The sequence below is a fragment of the Streptomonospora sediminis genome (genome assembly GCF_054778995.1).
In genome coordinates this window covers 101,481-116,928 of sequence record NZ_BAAGYZ010000036.1, presented here as the reverse complement: position 1 = coordinate 116,928, position 15,448 = coordinate 101,481, and the positions used below count along the sequence as shown (strand labels likewise).

Below are 15,448 nucleotides of genomic sequence, written 5' to 3'. Positions count from 1 at the left end.
GTCGGCCGAGGCAGCGGGCCGGGCGACACACCGAACCGCCGGAGCGCCCTCCGCCCCGAGCAGTTCGGGACCGGCAGGGTGCGCACGTCGCGGCCGGGCATACCCCGGTGGCCGGCTCCGCGGGCTCTGCGGGCACGCGGCCGACACGCGTGTCCGGCATGCCCCTGAACAGGGGTCCGAGCGGATCGCGCTAGTGTTTCCCCCGAAAAGCTTTGGAATACGACCGCCCGCGACTCTCCGCGGGCATCACCGCTGGGAAGGCAATCCGTGAGTCCGACCCGCCATAGGAATCGGCGCCCCGCGCTGCGCCGATGGGCACCGCGCGGCGCCGCGTTCGCCGTGCTGGGCCTGGCCGCGACCGGCTGCGCGTCGAACGAGTTCACCCGTTTGGGCTTGCCGGAGCCGATCACCGAACAGGGCCACCGCGTCCTCACGCTCTGGCAGGGTTCATGGGTGGCGGCGTTCGCGGTCGGCATTCTGGTGTGGGGCCTGATCGTCTGGTCGATCATCTTCCACCGCAAGCGCTCCGAGCAGCTGCCGCCGCAGGTGCGCTACAACATGCCCATCGAGGCCCTCTACACCGTTCTGCCCATCGTGATCATCGCGGTGCTCTTCTACTTCACCGCGCGCGACCAGACGGCACTGATGTCCACCGAGGAAGAAGCCGACACCAATATCGAGGTCGTCGCCTTCCAGTGGAGCTGGCAGTTCAACTACCAGGACCAGTCCCTGGCCGAGGCCCAGGAGCAGGACACCGAGCCGCAGACGCGGTTCTCCGTGGCAGGCACCCCGCAGCACCGGCCCACGCTGGTGCTGCGCGAAGGCGACGTGGTGCACTTCGACCTCACCTCGCCCGACGTCATCCACTCGTTCTGGATCCCGGCTTTCGCCTTCAAGATGGACGTGATCCCCAACCAGGAGAACGAGTTCCAGGTCAAGGTCCAGGAAGGCACGGCCGGCACCTATGCCGGCCGCTGTGCCGAGCTGTGCGGCGTCGACCACTCCCGCATGCTGTTCACGCTCAAGGTGATGGAGCCCGAGGCCTACGACGCCTGGGTGGCCAAGCAGCAGGAGAACGCCGAGCAGGCGAACCTGGAGACCGGCGAGCAGCTTGAGCCGGGCGCCGAGAACCCTGGTGCCACCCAGGACATGCCCGGCCCTGAGGGCGAAGGCGCCGAAGACCAGGTAACCGACGAAGACCCGGCCGATGAGGCCGGTGCGCCCGCTGGCGCCGACGAGGAGGCGGGTCGGTAATGGCGACCGAAATTCAGGGCTCGGAAGCGGCTGCGCCCGCCACCACCCGCAAGGGCTCGATCATCGTCAGCTGGCTGTCGTCGACCGACCACAAGGTCATCGGGTACATGTACCTGATCACCTCGTTCGGATTCTTCATCTTCGGCGGCATCCTGGCCCTGCTTATGCGGGCCGAGCTGCTGTGGCCGGGGATGCAGGTGGTCTCCCACGAGCAGTTCAACCAGCTGTTCACCATGCACGGCACGATCATGCTGCTGATGTTCGCGACCCCGCTGTTCGTCGGGTTCTCCAACATCATCATGCCGCTGCAGATCGGCTCGCCCGATGTGGCCTTCCCGCGCATCAACCTGTTCGGGTACTACCTCTACCTGTTCGGCAGCCTGATCGCGGTCGGCGGGTTCCTCACCCCCGGCGGCGCCGCCAGCTTCGGCTGGTTCGCCTACACGCCGCTGTCGGACGCTGTCCGCTCGCCGGGGCTGGGCGGCGACCTGTGGATCCTGGGCCTGGCCGTCAGCGGTCTGGGCACCATTCTGGGTGCGGTCAACTTCATCACCACCGGGCTGTGCATGCGCGCACCCGGTATGACGATGTTCCGCATGCCGATCTTCACCTGGAACGCGCTGCTGACCAGCGTGCTGGTGCTGATCGCGTTCCCGGTGCTGACCGCGGCACTGGTCGCACTCGGCGCCGACCGGATGATCGGCACCCACGTCTTCGACCCGGCACACGGCGGCGCCATCCTCTGGCAGCACCTGTTCTGGTTCTTCGGCCACCCCGAGGTCTACATCATCGCGCTGCCGTTCTTCGGGATCGCGACCGAGGTGCTACCGGTCTTCAGCCGCAAGCCCATCTTCGGCTACAAGAGCCTGGTGGCGGCCACCATCGCCATCACCGGCCTGTCGGTGACCGTATGGGCGCACCACATGTTCCCCACCGGCGCGGTGCTGCTGCCGTTCTTCTCGTTCATGACGTTCCTCATCGCGGTCCCCACCGGGGTGAAGTTCTTCAACTGGATCGGCACCATGTGGCGCGGCCAGTTGGTCTTCGCCACACCGATGCTCTTCACCGTCGGGTTCCTGGTGACCTTCCTGTTCGGCGGGTTGACCGGGGTCATCCTGGCGTCGCCGCCGCTGGACTTCCACGTGACCGACTCCTACTTCGTAGTGGCCCACTTCCACTACGTCGTGTTCGGCACCGTGGTGTTCGCGATGTTCGCCGGGTTCTACTTCTGGTGGCCCAAGTTCACCGGCAAGATGCTCAACGAGGGGCTCGGCAAGCTGCACTTCTGGCTGCTGTTCTTCGGTTTCCACGGGACCTTCCTGGTGCAGCACTGGCTGGGTGCCGAGGGCTTCCCGCGGCGCTACGCCGACTACCTGCCCTCCGACGGCTTCACCGGGCTGAACATCTTCTCCTCGGTCAGCTCGTTCGTGCTGGGCGCCTCCACACTGATCTTCTTCTGGAACATGTGGGTGACCCACCGCAAGGCCGTTGCGGTGGAGGTCGACGACCCGTGGGGCTACGGCTGCTCGCTGGAGTGGGCCACGTCGTGCCCGCCGCCGCGGCACAACTTCACGTCGCTGCCGCGCATCCGCTCCGAGCGCCCGGCGTTCGACCTGCACCACCCGCACGCCGCCGCACCCGGTGCTGCGGCACCCGAACCCGCAACCGCCGCGAAGTAGGGGAGCGAGCTCACCATGAAAATGCAGGCCTACCTGTTTATGGGCGTCTCGACCTTTTTCGGTCTGGTGGCGGCCCTGTACGCCTATTGGTCCTGGGTGGCCGAAGGCAGGATCGAGTGGACCGGCACGGTCGCCCTGGTCGTGTCCATCGCGTTCGGTTGGATGATCGGGTTCTGGCTGTGGCAGTCGGCTCGGCGCAGCGAGCGCTACCACGGGCTGGCGCCCGAGGAACGCCTCGACGGCGACATCGCCGAGAACTCCGGCGAGTACGGGTTCTTCAGCCCGCACAGCTGGTGGCCGCTGTTCGTGGCGCTGTCGGTGGCGTTCATGGCCGTCGGTGTGGCGATCGGCTGGTGGATGGTCTTCATCGGCGCGCTGTGCATCATCCTGACCACCATCGGCTGGGTGTTCGAGTACTACCGGGGTGAGTTCAGCCACTAACGGCGGCGAACTCTCACTGGGAGTCCCTGTTGCCCCCGGTTGGAGGCGGTTTCATCCGAAACCGCCACCGGCCGGGGGTATTCTTTACTTGACGAGTTTCCCCCGCGGTTCGGTGCCGCTGCGCGGCGGCCGCCCCCACTGTGAGAAGCCGAACTTGTCGGCCGTGTGCTGCATCTTCCCTTTTCGGGGTACTAAGCCACTGGGCAGCGCTAGGCAGCACTGGGCAAGGCCGCTTTCGAAATCTGGAGGTCGCAGGGTGAAGGGCAGCACCAGGGGCGGTTCACTCCCCACGGCGGTTCGCGGCGCGGGCGCCGGCATGGCCGGGTTGGCTCTCGTCCTCGCCTCCGCCTGCACCGGCGGGCAGGACGGCGCATCACCGACCAGCGGCGGTCAGCAGACCCCCGCCGTCGACGTGCAGATCACACCGCAGGACGGCGCCAGCGAGGTCGAGCCGAACCTTCCGGTGACCGTCGAGACCGCCGACGGCAAGATCACCGACGTCCGGATCGAGCAGAACGGCGGCGCGGCCGCCGAGGAGTCGGCCGAACCCGCACCCGCCGAGAGCCCGAGCCCGTCGGCCGGTGCCGACGATTCCGGAGGCGTCACCGGAACGCTCAGCGAGGACAAGTCGACCTGGGTCAGCGACTGGAACCTCGTCCCCGGCTCCGACATCACCGTCACCGCCACCGCCGAGAACAGCGACGGCGAGCAGACCGAGGTCGTCAGCGAGTTCAGCACGCTGCCGGCGGTCGAGGGCAAACGCCTGGAGCTGCAGTCGAACTTCCCCACCAGCGGCCAGACCGTGGGTGTGGGCATGCCGGTCATCGTCAACTTCGACATGCCCGTCGAGAACAAGGCGCAGGTCGAGAATTCCATGGAGGTCACCTCCGAGGAACCCGTCGACGGCGCCTGGAACTGGTTCGGCGGCAAGACGGCCGTGTTCCGCCCCCAGGAGTACTGGGAGCCCGACCAGGAGATCACCGTCGACATGCGCCTGGCCGGCGTGCAGGCCTCCGACGGCGTCTACGGCATCGAGAACCACCAGCTCAACTTCGAGGTCGGCCGCGAGCAGATCAGCACCATCGACGACAACAACCACACGATGACCGTCGAGCGCAACGGCGAGACCATCAAGAACTTCCCCATCAGCAACGGGCGCGGCGACATCCGCAAGTACACCACCACCAGCGGTGTCCACCTGACCATGGAGAAGTACGAGCACCTGGTCATGGACTCCTCGACCATGGGCATCCCGGTCGACAGCGCCGAGGGCTACAAGCTCGACGTCGACTACGCGGTCCGGTTCTCCAACAGCGGCGAGTTCACCCACGCCGCACCGTGGAACGGCCAGCTGGGGGTCTCCAACGAGAGCCACGGCTGCACCAACATGAGCAACGCCGACGCCAAGTGGTTCTACCAGGAGTCCATGATGGGCGACCCGCTCGTCATCGAGGGCACCGACCGCCAGTTGGAGGTCGACAACGGGTGGGGCTACTGGCAGCGTTCCTGGGAGGACTGGCTGGCCAACAGCCCCACCGGCGAGGCCGACACCACCGACGGCGAGGGCACGCCCGGCGACGTCCACGGCGAGCAGGAGAGCTAGCCCCAGCGACCGGACAAGCGGGGGATGGGGAGCCCCCGCCGCAGCCGCCACCGCGGCACGGGAAACCCCGCTGCGGGGCCGCAGAGACACCGTCTGCGGCCCCGCAGTTGTTTTGCGCCCCATGGGCCACATTGATCACCCGCCGTCCGCACGGTCCGGCTCAGCGCCGCACACGCCCACCCGCCCGGTTGGAGCGGCGGATCGTGAGCGGCACCGGGCCCGGTCGGCGCACCGCGTGCGCCGGCCGGCCGCCGACCTCCCGCTGGGCGGCCGCGCGCGGCGGCGCACCGAACGCATCCCGCTGCGGCGAGGGCCGGGCGCGCCCCGCGCCCCCGCACAGGACCGCCGAACACGGGACGCCCGAATGCGGAACCACCGGCCGCACAAGGTCCGCGGCCCCCCGCCCAGCAGAACGGCCCGGTACCCCCTCGGGGGCACCGGGCCGTGCGGTCGGCGCTGGGCCTGTGGCGGCCTCAGCTTGTCGGGGCCTCCTCGCGGGCCTTGGCCTCGGGAGACTCGTGCGTGGCTTCCTCGTGCGCCTCATGGTGCAGGTGGTGGCCGGTGTGCGGCTGCACCCCTTCGAACGAGACGTTGTCGCGGGTGTACCAATCGGCGAGCCGCGTACGCAGCCGGCCCATTATCCCGCGCGAGGACGGCGCCTCGACGCCGTTCTCGTCGGAGGCCTGCACATCGATGCGCGAGACCGGCTCCTTGCTCTCCAGCACGTGCACGATCTCGTCGGAGGATTCCTTGTGGACCTCGATGAACTCGCCGCTGGGGAGTTGCTGGATCGTGCCGCTCTCGTAACCGTGCTCCAACTGCTCGCGGTCGCGCCGCTGCAGGCCGAGTGCGATGCGCTTGGTGACCATGAAGCCGATGATCGGCCCGATGATCAGGGTGATCCGGAAGAACCACGTCGTGGCGTACAGGCTGACGGAGAAGGTCTCCGACAGGATGTCGTTGGCTCCCGCCAGCCACAGCAGGCCGTAGAAGACGATCCCCGCGACACCCATTCCGGTGCGGACCGGCGCGTTGCGCGGGCGGTCGGCGACGTTGTGGTGGCGCCGGTCGCCGCTGATCCAGGCCTCGACGAACGGCCACAACGCCATCGCGCCGAAGATCAGGCCCGGGATCACCAGGCCGGGAACCAGCACCGCCGTGGGAATGGAGTAGCCCGCCACGTCGATGTCGAACCAGTTCGGGAAGACCCGCAGCGCCCCTTCCATAAAGCCCATGTACCAGTCGGGCTGCAACCCGGAGGTGATGGAGGTCGGGGTGAACGGCCCGAACAGGTGGACCGGGTTGATCTGCACGAACGCGCTGAGCCCGGCGATCACGGCGAAGACGAAGAAGAAGAACCCCCCCGCCTTGACCGCGAACGCCGGCATCATCGGCGTGCCGACGACCTGTTTTTCCGAACGCCCCTTGCCGGGGTACTGGGTGTGCTTCTGGTGCCACAGGATCAGCACGTGCGCGCCGATCAGCGCCAGCAGGATCCCGGGGATCAGCAGGATGTGCAGCATGTACAGCCGCGAGATGATCTCCTCGCCGGGGAACTCCCCGCCGAAGAGGAACATCGACACATACGGCCCGACGATCGGCAGCGCCATCATCACGCCCTGCAGGATGCGCACACCCATGCCCGAGGGCAGGTCGTCCGGCAGCGAGTACCCGAACAGGCCCTCGACCATCGAGAGGCCGAAGATCGCGATCCCGATCAGCCAATTGAGCTCGCGCGGCTTGCGGAACGCTCCGGTGAAGAACACCCGCAGCATGTGCACCAGCATCGCGCCGAGGAAGATCAGCGCCGCCCAGTGGTGGATCTGCCGGATGAGCAGGCCGCCGCGCACATCGAAGGTGATGTGCAGCGTCGAGGCGTAGGCCTCGCTCATGGTGACGCCCTGCATCCGCTCATACGAGCCGTCGTAGACGATCTCGGCCATGCTCGGCTTGAACCAGAGCGTCAGGAACACGCCGGTGACGAGCAGGATGATGAAGGAGTACAGGGCGATCTCGCCCAGCATGAACGACCAGTGGTTCGGGAAGACCTTGCGCAGCTGCTTCTCGCCGGTCTTGGCGAGGTGGAACCGGTCGTCGATGTAGTTTCCGGCGCCGCGGAGCGCCTTCGGTGCCTGTGTTGTCCGACTCATCGGCTAGTTCCCCCTCTGCGCGTCCCAGAAGGTGGGCCCGACCGGCTCAGAGAAGTCGCCGTCGGCCACGAGGTAGCCTTCTTCGTCCACTGTAATGGGCAGTTGCGGAAGCGCTCGGTTGGCCGGCCCGAACGTCACCTTGGCGCCGTTGGTGGCGTCGAAGGTCGACTGGTGGCACGGGCACAGGATCCGGTGCGTGCCGCTCTCGTACAGGGCCGCCGGGCACCCGACATGGGTGCAGATCTTCGAGTACGCGATGATCCCGTTGTGGGTCCAGTTGAGCTGCTCCGAGGTCATCTCGTCGCTGAATTCGCGCTCTTCCAGGCGAATCAGCAGGATGACCGTTTTGGCCTGGTCGTTGAGGCTGAGGCCGTGCGGGTGCTCGGGGTCGGGCTCGACAAAGGGCAGCGCGCTGATCATGCCGCCGGCGCGGATGTCGTCCTCGTGGATCCACTGTTCATCGCCGGAGCGGTCGGCGCCCTCGACGACCATGTGCATGCCCGGTTCCCACAGCGTGTGCTTGAGGGTTTCGCGGGGCAGCGGCCCGGTGTCGCGCAGCAGCACGATGGGCGCCAGCCCCAGCGGGGCCATGGCCAGCAGCAGGGTGCGGCGCATCAACGGGCGCTTGGTGACCCCGCTCTCGTCGGCGCTGCGCATGAGGAAGTCGCTGAACGAGCTCTTCTCCTCAGGCGCCGAAGGCAGCTCGTCGTACGGGCTGGCCACCTCGTAGTGCGGCATGACCTGGCGCGCCCACACCGTCATCCCGGCGGCGATGCCGAACAGCGAGAGGGTCAGCGTGCCGCCCAGCAGCATGTTCGACCACTGGCCGATAAGGGGGACGGCGATGGCCGGCTCGCCCTCGGCGTTGGGCGGGAACAGGAAGTAGGACACCAGGAAGCCCACACCGGCGAAGAACGCGATGGTGAACCACACCGACGCGGTGCGCTCGCCCTTGCGCTGGTATTCCTCGGGGCGGCTGTGGGTCTCTGCAGCGGAGTAGGGGCCCTCGTGGCCGGCGTGCTCCCCGGCTTCAGGGGCGATCACCCGGCTGCTGCCGACGGGCGTACCGACCACCCGCTCGGGGCCCTCGGCGCCCGGCTCGCTGCTCTGGTTGCGGTTGTTCTCAGTCATGGGCTCGCTGCTTCGCGGTGATCCAGATCGCGCAGGCGATGATCAGGGTGATACCGACCGTCCAGCCGATGAAGCCCTCGGCGACCTGGCCGACGCGGTTAAGGTCGAAGATCCCGCCGGCGTTCGGTTCGGCCTGGAGGTCCTTCACGTAGGCGATCAGGCTCTGCTTCTCGTCCGGAGTGACGGTCGTGTCGTTGAACACGGGCATCGCGCCGGGACCGGTGATCATGGCCTCGTAGATCTGGCGCGGTGATGCGTCGCCGATCTCGGGAGCCCACCGGCCGCCGGTCAGCGCGCCGCCCTCGCCGGACCAACTGTGGCAGTGCGCGCAGTTGGCGAGGTAGAGCTGCATGCCCGCATTGGTGCTCTTGGCGTTTTCGAGGTAGTCCTCGTAGTCGGACTCCCAGTCGGCGTGGGCCTCCTCGTAGGCGGCCTCGTCCGTGAAGTCGGCGCGCTTGGGGGCGCTGCCCGGAACGTCGGCGGCGGGCACCTTGGGCGCACCGGAGTCGCCGATCTCGGCCTCGTAGTAGGCGACGAGATCGTCGATCTCCTCTTGGGTGAACGCCGACGGCTTGCGGGGCATCTGCGCGTCGGGGTTCATGGACGGCATGCGGCCGGTGCTCACCTGGAAGTCGACGGCTGCGCCGCCTTCGCCGGTGATGTCGGGGCCGGTGTAGCCCTCGCCGCCCTTGCCGTCCTGGCCGTGGCAGCTTGCGCAGCTCTTGGTGAAGATCTCCTTGCCCTCGGAGATGTCCTGCTGCTCCGGCTGCTCGGCCGCTGCTGCCTCAGCCGCCAGAGTCTGCGCCTCGGCCCGCTCCGCGCTGGGCGCGATGACTGCGTAGCCCACCCCGAAAAGCGTGAGCGCGAGTATGACGACGGCGTACCCCGCAAGGGGATGCCGTCGCCGCGCGGTAATCCATTTCACGGTTTCCCCGTTTCGGGTCACTGTAGGAAGTAGATGGTTGCGAACAAAGCGATCCAGACCACATCGACGAAGTGCCAGTAGTAGGACACGACGATGGCGCTGGTTGCCTGCTGGTGTGTGAAGCGCTTCGCGGCGTACGTGCGTCCCAGCATGATCAGGAACGCGATCAGACCACCGATGACGTGGAGACCGTGGAAACCCGTGGTGAGGTAGAACATCGAGCCGTAGGCGCTGGACTGCAGGGTCAGGCCCTGGTGGTAGATGAGCTCGTAGTACTCGTATGCCTGGCCGAGTACGAAGACCAGGCCCATGAAGAACGAGATGAAGAACCACATACGGAGCTTCCGGACATCACCGCGCTCGGCGGCCCAGACGCCTGCCTGAGCGGTGAAGCTGGAGGCCACCAGAATGATGGTGATGCCGAGGGCCCACGGAACGTTGAGGTGAGTGGCCGGCCACTCACCCAAGTCGGGATTGCCCTTGGTCACCGATCGGATGGTGTAGTACATCGCGAACAGCGCTGCGAAGAACATGAGTTCGTTGGCAAGCCAAACGATGGTGCCAACGCTCACCAGGTCAGGTCGCTTTGCCGCACCGTGCAACGGTGTCGGTCCTGTCGGTTGTTTCGCGGTTGCTGTCGCCACGGGAGCATTATTACGGCATCCCGCGGAGGTTGGTGCACGACCCCCCGAAAGGCGCCCGATCTGCCGTGACAACGGTATCGGCTCGTGATGGGCCGGAAGGGGCCGCCGAGCGCGTGCCAGGCCGCTGCGGGGGCGCTGTGGAGACCCTAGCGTGCCTGGCGCCGGCAGTCACGAACCGGTGCGGTCGGGCCGGTTGCGCACGACCGGAGCGGCGCAGCGGCGCCGACGCGGGTGGCGTGTGCTGCGCAGCGCCGGGCGGGGGCGGCCCCCGTTGGCCGCCCGGGTGATCGCGGTGGCATGCTGAGGTGGCAAAGGTCTCAACCCGACGGCCGCAGGGCATAGGCTCGGATACCCGGCGCGGCCCCTGTCGCACCGGCGCGGCCGAGACGTATGAGGGATGGTGACGGTAGACCATGGCGACCAACGGCCCCGGCTCCGCGGAGTCCGCCGCGCGGATGCGTGTACTGCTCTACAGCGACAAGCCCGGCACCCGCGAGCAGGTGCGTGCGGCGGTGGGGCGCAGGCCGGCCGCCGACGTCCCCAAGGTCGAGTTCGTCGAGTGCGCGACCGCCCCCGGTGTGCTGGCGCGCTTGGAAGAGGGCGGCATCGACGTCGCCGTGTTCGACGGCGAGACCGCACCTGCCGGCGGCATGGGCGTTTGCCGCCAGATCAAGGACGAGATCTACCAGTGCCCGCCGGTGCTGCTGATCATCGGCCGCCGCGACGACGGCTGGCTGGGCGCCTGGTCGCGCGCCGACAAGGTCGTCAGCCACCCCGTCGACCCGGTCGCGCTGGCTGAGGCGCTGGCCGAGCTCATGCGCGAGCGGGCGGCCGCCACCGCGGCCCTCGGGTAGTCTGCGACGCAGAACACGGCGCCGCCCGCGGGCGGCGCCGCGCACCCCCGGCCTTCGCGCCGGGGGCGGGCCTGCGGCGTGGCGGTGCCACCGCGGCGGGCCGCGGATCCACCCGAGCGGGAGACGTTTTCGATGGTGCTCAGCGCAGTTGCGGCAGGCCACCGGCCGCCGCGGCGATCGCGTCCGCTGCAGCGGCCGTTCGCCGGTGCGGGCCGCCACGGGGCCGATACCGGTCGGCGGTCGGTGGTGCGGGCGTTTTTCGGAGCCGGCCACCACGGGGCGGACACAGCGCGATGGCGCGGCTGACCTGCCGGTCCTTGAACCGGCCGACTCAGCCGAACGGCCAACCGCCGGTCAGCCGACCAGCTGGCCGGCCAAGCCTGCGAGCCGCCCCGCATCCGTCCGAGCCCTCTCGAGGAGCACCCACGTGAGCACCACTGAACGCACCTGGTCCGAGCTGATCACCGCGCTGTTGGAAGGCAGGCCGCTCGCCGCCGACGACACCGCGTGGGCCATGAACGAGATCATGAACGGCTCGGCCACCGACGTGCAGATCGCCGGCTTCGCCGTTGCGCTGCGCGCCAAGGGCGCCGAGGTCGCCGAGGTCACCGGGCTGGCCGAAGGCATGTTCCGCCACGCCGTGCAGATCTCGGTGCCGGGCCGGACCGTCGACATCGTCGGCACCGGCGGCGACCGCGCCCACACCGTCAACATCTCCACGATGGCGGCGATCGTGGCCGCGGCGGCCGGGGTCAAGGTCGTCAAGCACGGCAATCGCGCCGCCTCGTCCTCCTGCGGCACCGCGGACGTGCTGGAACGCTTGGGCGTGGTCATCGACCTGGCACCCGAGCAGACCGCGCGGGTCGCCGAGGAAGCCGGAATCACCTTCTGCTTCGCCCCGCTGTTCCACCCCTCGCTGCGGCATGCGTCCAAGACGCGCAAGGAGCTGGGGGTGCCCACCGTGTTCAACTTCCTGGGGCCGCTGACCAACCCGGCGCGCCCGATGGCCGGGGCCGTGGGCGTCTTCGACGAGAACATGTGCGAGACCATCGCCGGCGTGTTCGCCGGCCGGGGCGCCTCGGCCATGGTCTTCCGCGGCGACGACGGCTTGGACGAGCTGACCACGACCACGACCTCCCGCATCTGGTCGGTGCACGGCGGCGCAGTGACCCACGAACGCATCGACCCCGCCGACCTGGGCATCGAACGCGCGGCCCCGGACGCGCTGCGCGGCGGCGACGTCGAATACAACGCCCGCGTGGTCCGCGACCTCCTGGCCGGCGGCCCCACCGCCGACGGCGCCGTCCGCGGCGCCGTCCTCCTCAACGCGGCCGCCGCGGTCGCCACCACCCTGCCCGGCTTCGGCGCAACGGGCCCCACCGAAATCCTCGCCGAGGCCCTGCAGATCACCGAAAACGCCCTCACCAGCGGCGCCGCAGCCCAGGTCCTGGAGTCCTGGGTCGAGACCAGCCAGTCCCACGCCAAAAAAAGCTGAGGCGGCGGGGGCACCACCGGCCCTAAGCCCTGTTTAGCTCCCTTATGCCGGCGTGTACGGCGACGAGCATGCAGTTATGCCGTGATTCGGGGCTAGGGGCTGGATCCGGGCATTTCTGCATGGTCACCGGGATCACCCCCGCAGAAAACCTACTCCGCCTACTCCATCCCGAGTGAGAACGCGGCCTCCAGGTCGTGGTTGGAGTAGGCGTGGAAGGCGATGTGGGTGTCGGAGGAGAGGACGCCCGGGATTTTGTTGACGTGGCCGGGGATGACCTCGGCCAGGTCCTCGTGGCGGCTGACGCGGACCATCGCGATCAGGTCGACATCGCCGGTGACCGAGTAGACCTCGCTGACGCCGTCGATCTCGGCGATCGCCTCGGCGACCTCGGGAATGCGGGCCACATCGGCCTTGACCATGACGATCGCGGTGATCACGGGGCTTCCTCCTGGTTTCGGGTGGGGCTGCGGGCGCCGCCGGGGCCGGTCGGGCCTGGTCGCTGCCGGCGGGCTCCGGCCGGTTCCGGGCCGTCAGTACACGTCGGAGCGGCGCGTGCCGGAGCGCCAGCGTATGCGGTGCATCAGCAGTGCCCCGAGCACCCCGGCGATGAAGCCGTAGACGTGCGCCGCGTAGGCGACTCCGCCGCCTTCTTCGGCGCCCGGATAGGTCGACAGGCTGACGTAGAGAAAATACTGGAGGATGAAATACGTGCCCACCAGTGCCCACCCCGGCAGCCGCACCGGTACGACGATGAACACCAGGGTGACCACCCGGCTGCGGTGCTGCACCAGCAGGTAGGCGCCCAGCACGCCGGAGATCGCGCCCGAGGCGCCCACGAGGGGGACCTCGGCCGCGGCCTGGGACAGGGCGAAGGCGTAGGTGGCGACCAGGCCGCCGGCCACGTAGAGCCCCAGGTAGCGCAGCCGGCCCAGGCGGTCCTCGACGACCGGGCCGAACACGAACAGGTAGACCATGTTGCCGACGAGGTGCGCCGGCCCGCTGTGCATGAACATCGAGGTCAGTGCCGACACCCAGGCGACCTTGGTGTGCCCGGGGTCGGGGCACAGCCCTGACCCGCTGACCTGCTGCCCGCCGAGCAGCTCGACCGGGACCGCCGCCCAGCGCAGCATGTAGTGCTCGACCGCGCACTCGCGGGGGAGCGAGCCGGTGCCGTACCACACGGCCAGCAGCGACAGCGGCGAGAGCAGGTAGACGGCGACGTTGGCGGTGATCAGCAGGTAGGTCACCGTCGGCACGCGCCGCACCGCGTAGTCGTCACTCAGCGGGATACCCGCCATCTGCACTCCTTGGCCGAGGGCTCCGGGGCATTGCAGCCGCGGCGCGGCTGCCGCCCGCCCGCCGGAGCGCCGGCGCGCCGGCGCGCCTCAGCGGTGGGAGAGCGCCGACAGGCCGCCGCCGCGTTCCCAGTCTGTCAGGTGGCGGTACTTCTCGGCCCCATTGATGGGGCATGTCCAACCTTCGGTGGATTCGGCCAGTCGCAGGCCCGGGGTTTCCAGCCACCGCAGGACGCACTCCATCTCCCAGGCGCTGGCGCGCGGGGCCGGGCCGGGACCGGCGAACACCGACTCGGCGGTGCTCGTGAGTGCCGCGACGAACTCGGCGGGGTCGGCGCCGGGCCGCATGTACCCGCTGTTGGCCAGCCGGCCGTAGCGCACCACGTGCACATCCCAGCCGGGCCGTGCGGCGCTTGACGAGCCGTCTGCGGGCCGGCCGCCGGTGCCGGGCCCGGAGGATGGTCCGGCTGCAGGAGCGGCCGCCGGGGCGGCCGCGACCAGCTCGGGAATGGCCGACAGCGCAGCGAGGCGTTGGCTGCGCGCCGCCGCGGTCAGGAAGGCGGCCAGCTTGTCGCGGTAGCTGGCGGCCTCCTCGTAGCGCAGCTGGCCGGCGAGCTCGGTGATCTGGGAGGTGAGCCGGTCGACGACGGCCGCGGGGTCGGCGGTCATGGCCGACAGTGCGGCCCGGGCGTGCACCGCATAGTCGTCGGGGGACTCGGCGCCGGAGCAGGGGGCGCCGCAGCGGCCCAGTTCGGCCAGCACGCAGGCGGCGGTGGGTTTCTGCGGTGAGATGCGGCGGGTGCACTGGCGCAGCGGGAACGCCTGGTGCAGCGCCTCGCGGGCGAGCTCGGCCTCGCGCGCGGACCGGAACGGGCCCATGTAGGGTGCGCCGTCGTCGCGGACGGTGCGCACGATCGACAGGCGCGGGAAGTCGCCGGCGGTGAGCTTGAGCCAGGGTGCGCGTTCGGGGTTGCGCGAGCGCTTGTTGTAAGGCGGCTTGCGTTCGGCGATCAGCCGGAGTTCGCGGACCTCGGCCTCCAGACCGGTGTCGCACACGATGGGGGTGACCCCTTCGACCAGGGCCGCCATTTCGCGGACGCGGGCCCGTTTCTCCGACCCGGTGAAGTAGGAGCGCACCCGCCGCCGCAGGTTGGTGCTCTTGCCGACGTAGAGGGCCTCGCCCTTGGCGTCGGTGAAGACGTAGACGCCGGGAGCCTCGGGCACGTTGTCGGCGATGCGGCGCTTGCCGAGCTGGGCGGCCGTGGGGGCCGAGCGGAACCGGCGCAGTTCCTCGGCGGTGTCGATGCCGAAGGAGCCCAGGCGTTCCAGCAGCCCGTGCAGCACCCCGACGGTGGCGCGGGCGTCGTCGAGGGCGCGGTGCGTGGGCTGGTCGGGCACGCCGAAGAAGCCGGCGAGGGTGCCCAGCTTGTGGTTGGGGACCTCGTCGCGGGTGACCAGTTTGCGGGCCAGCGACACGGTGTCGACGACCTGGGGCGCGGGCCAGTCGTAGCCGTGCCCGGCGCAGGCGGCCTTGAGGAACCCGACGTCGAAGGGGGCGTTGTGGGCGACCAGGATGGCGCCGCGGTCGAGGCCGGCGAACTCCAGGAATCCGGGCAGGACCGCGTCGATCGCGGGCGCGGGGGCGACCATGGCCTGGGTGATGCCGGTGAGCAGGGTGATGAACGGCGGGATGGCCACGCCCGGGTTGACCAGCGTGGAGAACTCACCGAGGACTTCGCCGCCGCACACCTTGACGGCGCCGATCTCGGTGATGCCCGAGGAACCGGCGCGGGTGCCGGTGGTCTCAAGGTCGACGATCACGAACGTGCTCGCCGACAGGGGTGTGCCCAGGTCGTCGAGGGTGCCCTGAACGGAGAAGTGCTGCTCAACCACTCGGCCAGCGTAATCGCAGGGTGCGACCGAACCAGCGGCAGGTCGGGCGCCGCAGCGGCCCGGCGGCGCCGGTGGGGCGCTCGG

The 15,448-nt window shown here is 69.2% G+C and carries 13 protein-coding genes; 6 read left to right on the top strand and 7 right to left on the bottom strand.

The features are described 5' to 3' along the window. Positions 1 to 267: 267 nt before the first annotated feature. The 4 genes from ctaC (at position 268) to ACYVD5_RS09485 (ending at position 4,977) form a co-directional block, all read left to right on the top strand. The gene (gene ctaC / locus ACYVD5_RS09500) at positions 268 to 1,254 is read left to right on the top strand and encodes an aa3-type cytochrome oxidase subunit II (protein WP_461000578.1); all 987 of its coding nucleotides are present in this window, start codon (positions 268 to 270) and stop codon (positions 1,252 to 1,254) included. Continuing rightward, complete coding sequence (ctaD, locus tag ACYVD5_RS09495; protein ID WP_461000577.1) at positions 1,254 to 2,933, top strand: aa3-type cytochrome oxidase subunit I; 1,680 nt, start codon at positions 1,254 to 1,256, stop codon at positions 2,931 to 2,933. Before ctaC ends, ctaD begins: the two co-directional genes overlap by 1 nt. A 15-nt stretch (positions 2,934 to 2,948) precedes the next feature. Continuing rightward, positions 2,949 to 3,374: a cytochrome c oxidase subunit 4 gene (locus ACYVD5_RS09490; RefSeq protein ID WP_461000576.1), complete on the top strand. Its 426-nt coding sequence runs from the start codon at positions 2,949 to 2,951 to the stop codon at positions 3,372 to 3,374. A 316-nt stretch (positions 3,375 to 3,690) separates the two neighbouring features. Next, complete coding sequence (locus tag ACYVD5_RS09485) at positions 3,691 to 4,977, top strand: L,D-transpeptidase (protein ID WP_461000575.1); 1,287 nt, start codon at positions 3,691 to 3,693, stop codon at positions 4,975 to 4,977. Between the two features lie 473 nt (positions 4,978 to 5,450). Here the strand turns inward: ACYVD5_RS09485 and qcrB are convergent, their stop codons facing one another. From qcrB to ctaE, 4 genes are read right to left on the bottom strand one after another with little or no spacing between them, the layout of a single operon-like run. Further along, the gene (gene qcrB / locus ACYVD5_RS09480) at positions 5,451 to 7,127 is read right to left on the bottom strand and encodes a cytochrome bc1 complex cytochrome b subunit (protein ID WP_461000574.1); all 1,677 of its coding nucleotides are present in this window, start codon (positions 7,125 to 7,127) and stop codon (positions 5,451 to 5,453) included. A 3-nt stretch (positions 7,128 to 7,130) separates the two neighbouring features. Then, a complete protein-coding gene (qcrA, locus tag ACYVD5_RS09475) occupies positions 7,131 to 8,258 on the bottom strand; it encodes a cytochrome bc1 complex Rieske iron-sulfur subunit (RefSeq protein WP_461000573.1) in 1,128 nt (375 codons plus the stop codon). After that, the gene (qcrC, locus tag ACYVD5_RS09470; RefSeq protein WP_461000572.1) at positions 8,251 to 9,183 is read right to left on the bottom strand and encodes a cytochrome bc1 complex diheme cytochrome c subunit; all 933 of its coding nucleotides are present in this window, start codon (positions 9,181 to 9,183) and stop codon (positions 8,251 to 8,253) included. Before qcrC ends, qcrA begins: the two co-directional genes overlap by 8 nt. 17 nt (positions 9,184 to 9,200) lie before the next feature. Beyond that, positions 9,201 to 9,827, bottom strand: a complete 627-nt coding sequence (gene ctaE / locus ACYVD5_RS09465; protein ID WP_461000571.1) for an aa3-type cytochrome oxidase subunit III — start codon at positions 9,825 to 9,827, stop codon at positions 9,201 to 9,203. 413 nt (positions 9,828 to 10,240) lie between these two features. On the opposite strand from ctaE, the gene ACYVD5_RS09460 reads away from it, so the two are divergent. Then, on the top strand, positions 10,241 to 10,681 hold the full coding sequence (locus ACYVD5_RS09460; RefSeq protein WP_461000570.1) for a hypothetical protein: 441 nt from the start codon (positions 10,241 to 10,243) through the stop codon (positions 10,679 to 10,681). A 427-nt stretch (positions 10,682 to 11,108) separates the two neighbouring features. After that, complete coding sequence (gene trpD / locus ACYVD5_RS09455; RefSeq protein ID WP_461000569.1) at positions 11,109 to 12,176, top strand: anthranilate phosphoribosyltransferase; 1,068 nt, start codon at positions 11,109 to 11,111, stop codon at positions 12,174 to 12,176. Between the two features lie 158 nt (positions 12,177 to 12,334). Here the strand turns inward: trpD and ACYVD5_RS09450 are convergent, their stop codons facing one another. The 3 genes from ACYVD5_RS09450 to ACYVD5_RS09440 form a co-directional block, all read right to left on the bottom strand. Next, entirely contained in the window at positions 12,335 to 12,613 is a 279-nt protein-coding gene (locus ACYVD5_RS09450) for an Lrp/AsnC family transcriptional regulator (protein WP_461000568.1), read from the bottom strand. 93 nt (positions 12,614 to 12,706) lie between these two features. Next, positions 12,707 to 13,474, bottom strand: a complete 768-nt coding sequence (locus tag ACYVD5_RS09445) for a rhomboid family intramembrane serine protease (protein ID WP_461000567.1) — start codon at positions 13,472 to 13,474, stop codon at positions 12,707 to 12,709. Between the two features lie 87 nt (positions 13,475 to 13,561). Next, the gene (locus tag ACYVD5_RS09440) at positions 13,562 to 15,364 is read right to left on the bottom strand and encodes a DEDD exonuclease domain-containing protein (RefSeq protein ID WP_461000566.1); all 1,803 of its coding nucleotides are present in this window, start codon (positions 15,362 to 15,364) and stop codon (positions 13,562 to 13,564) included. Positions 15,365 to 15,448: the final 84 nt, after the last annotated feature.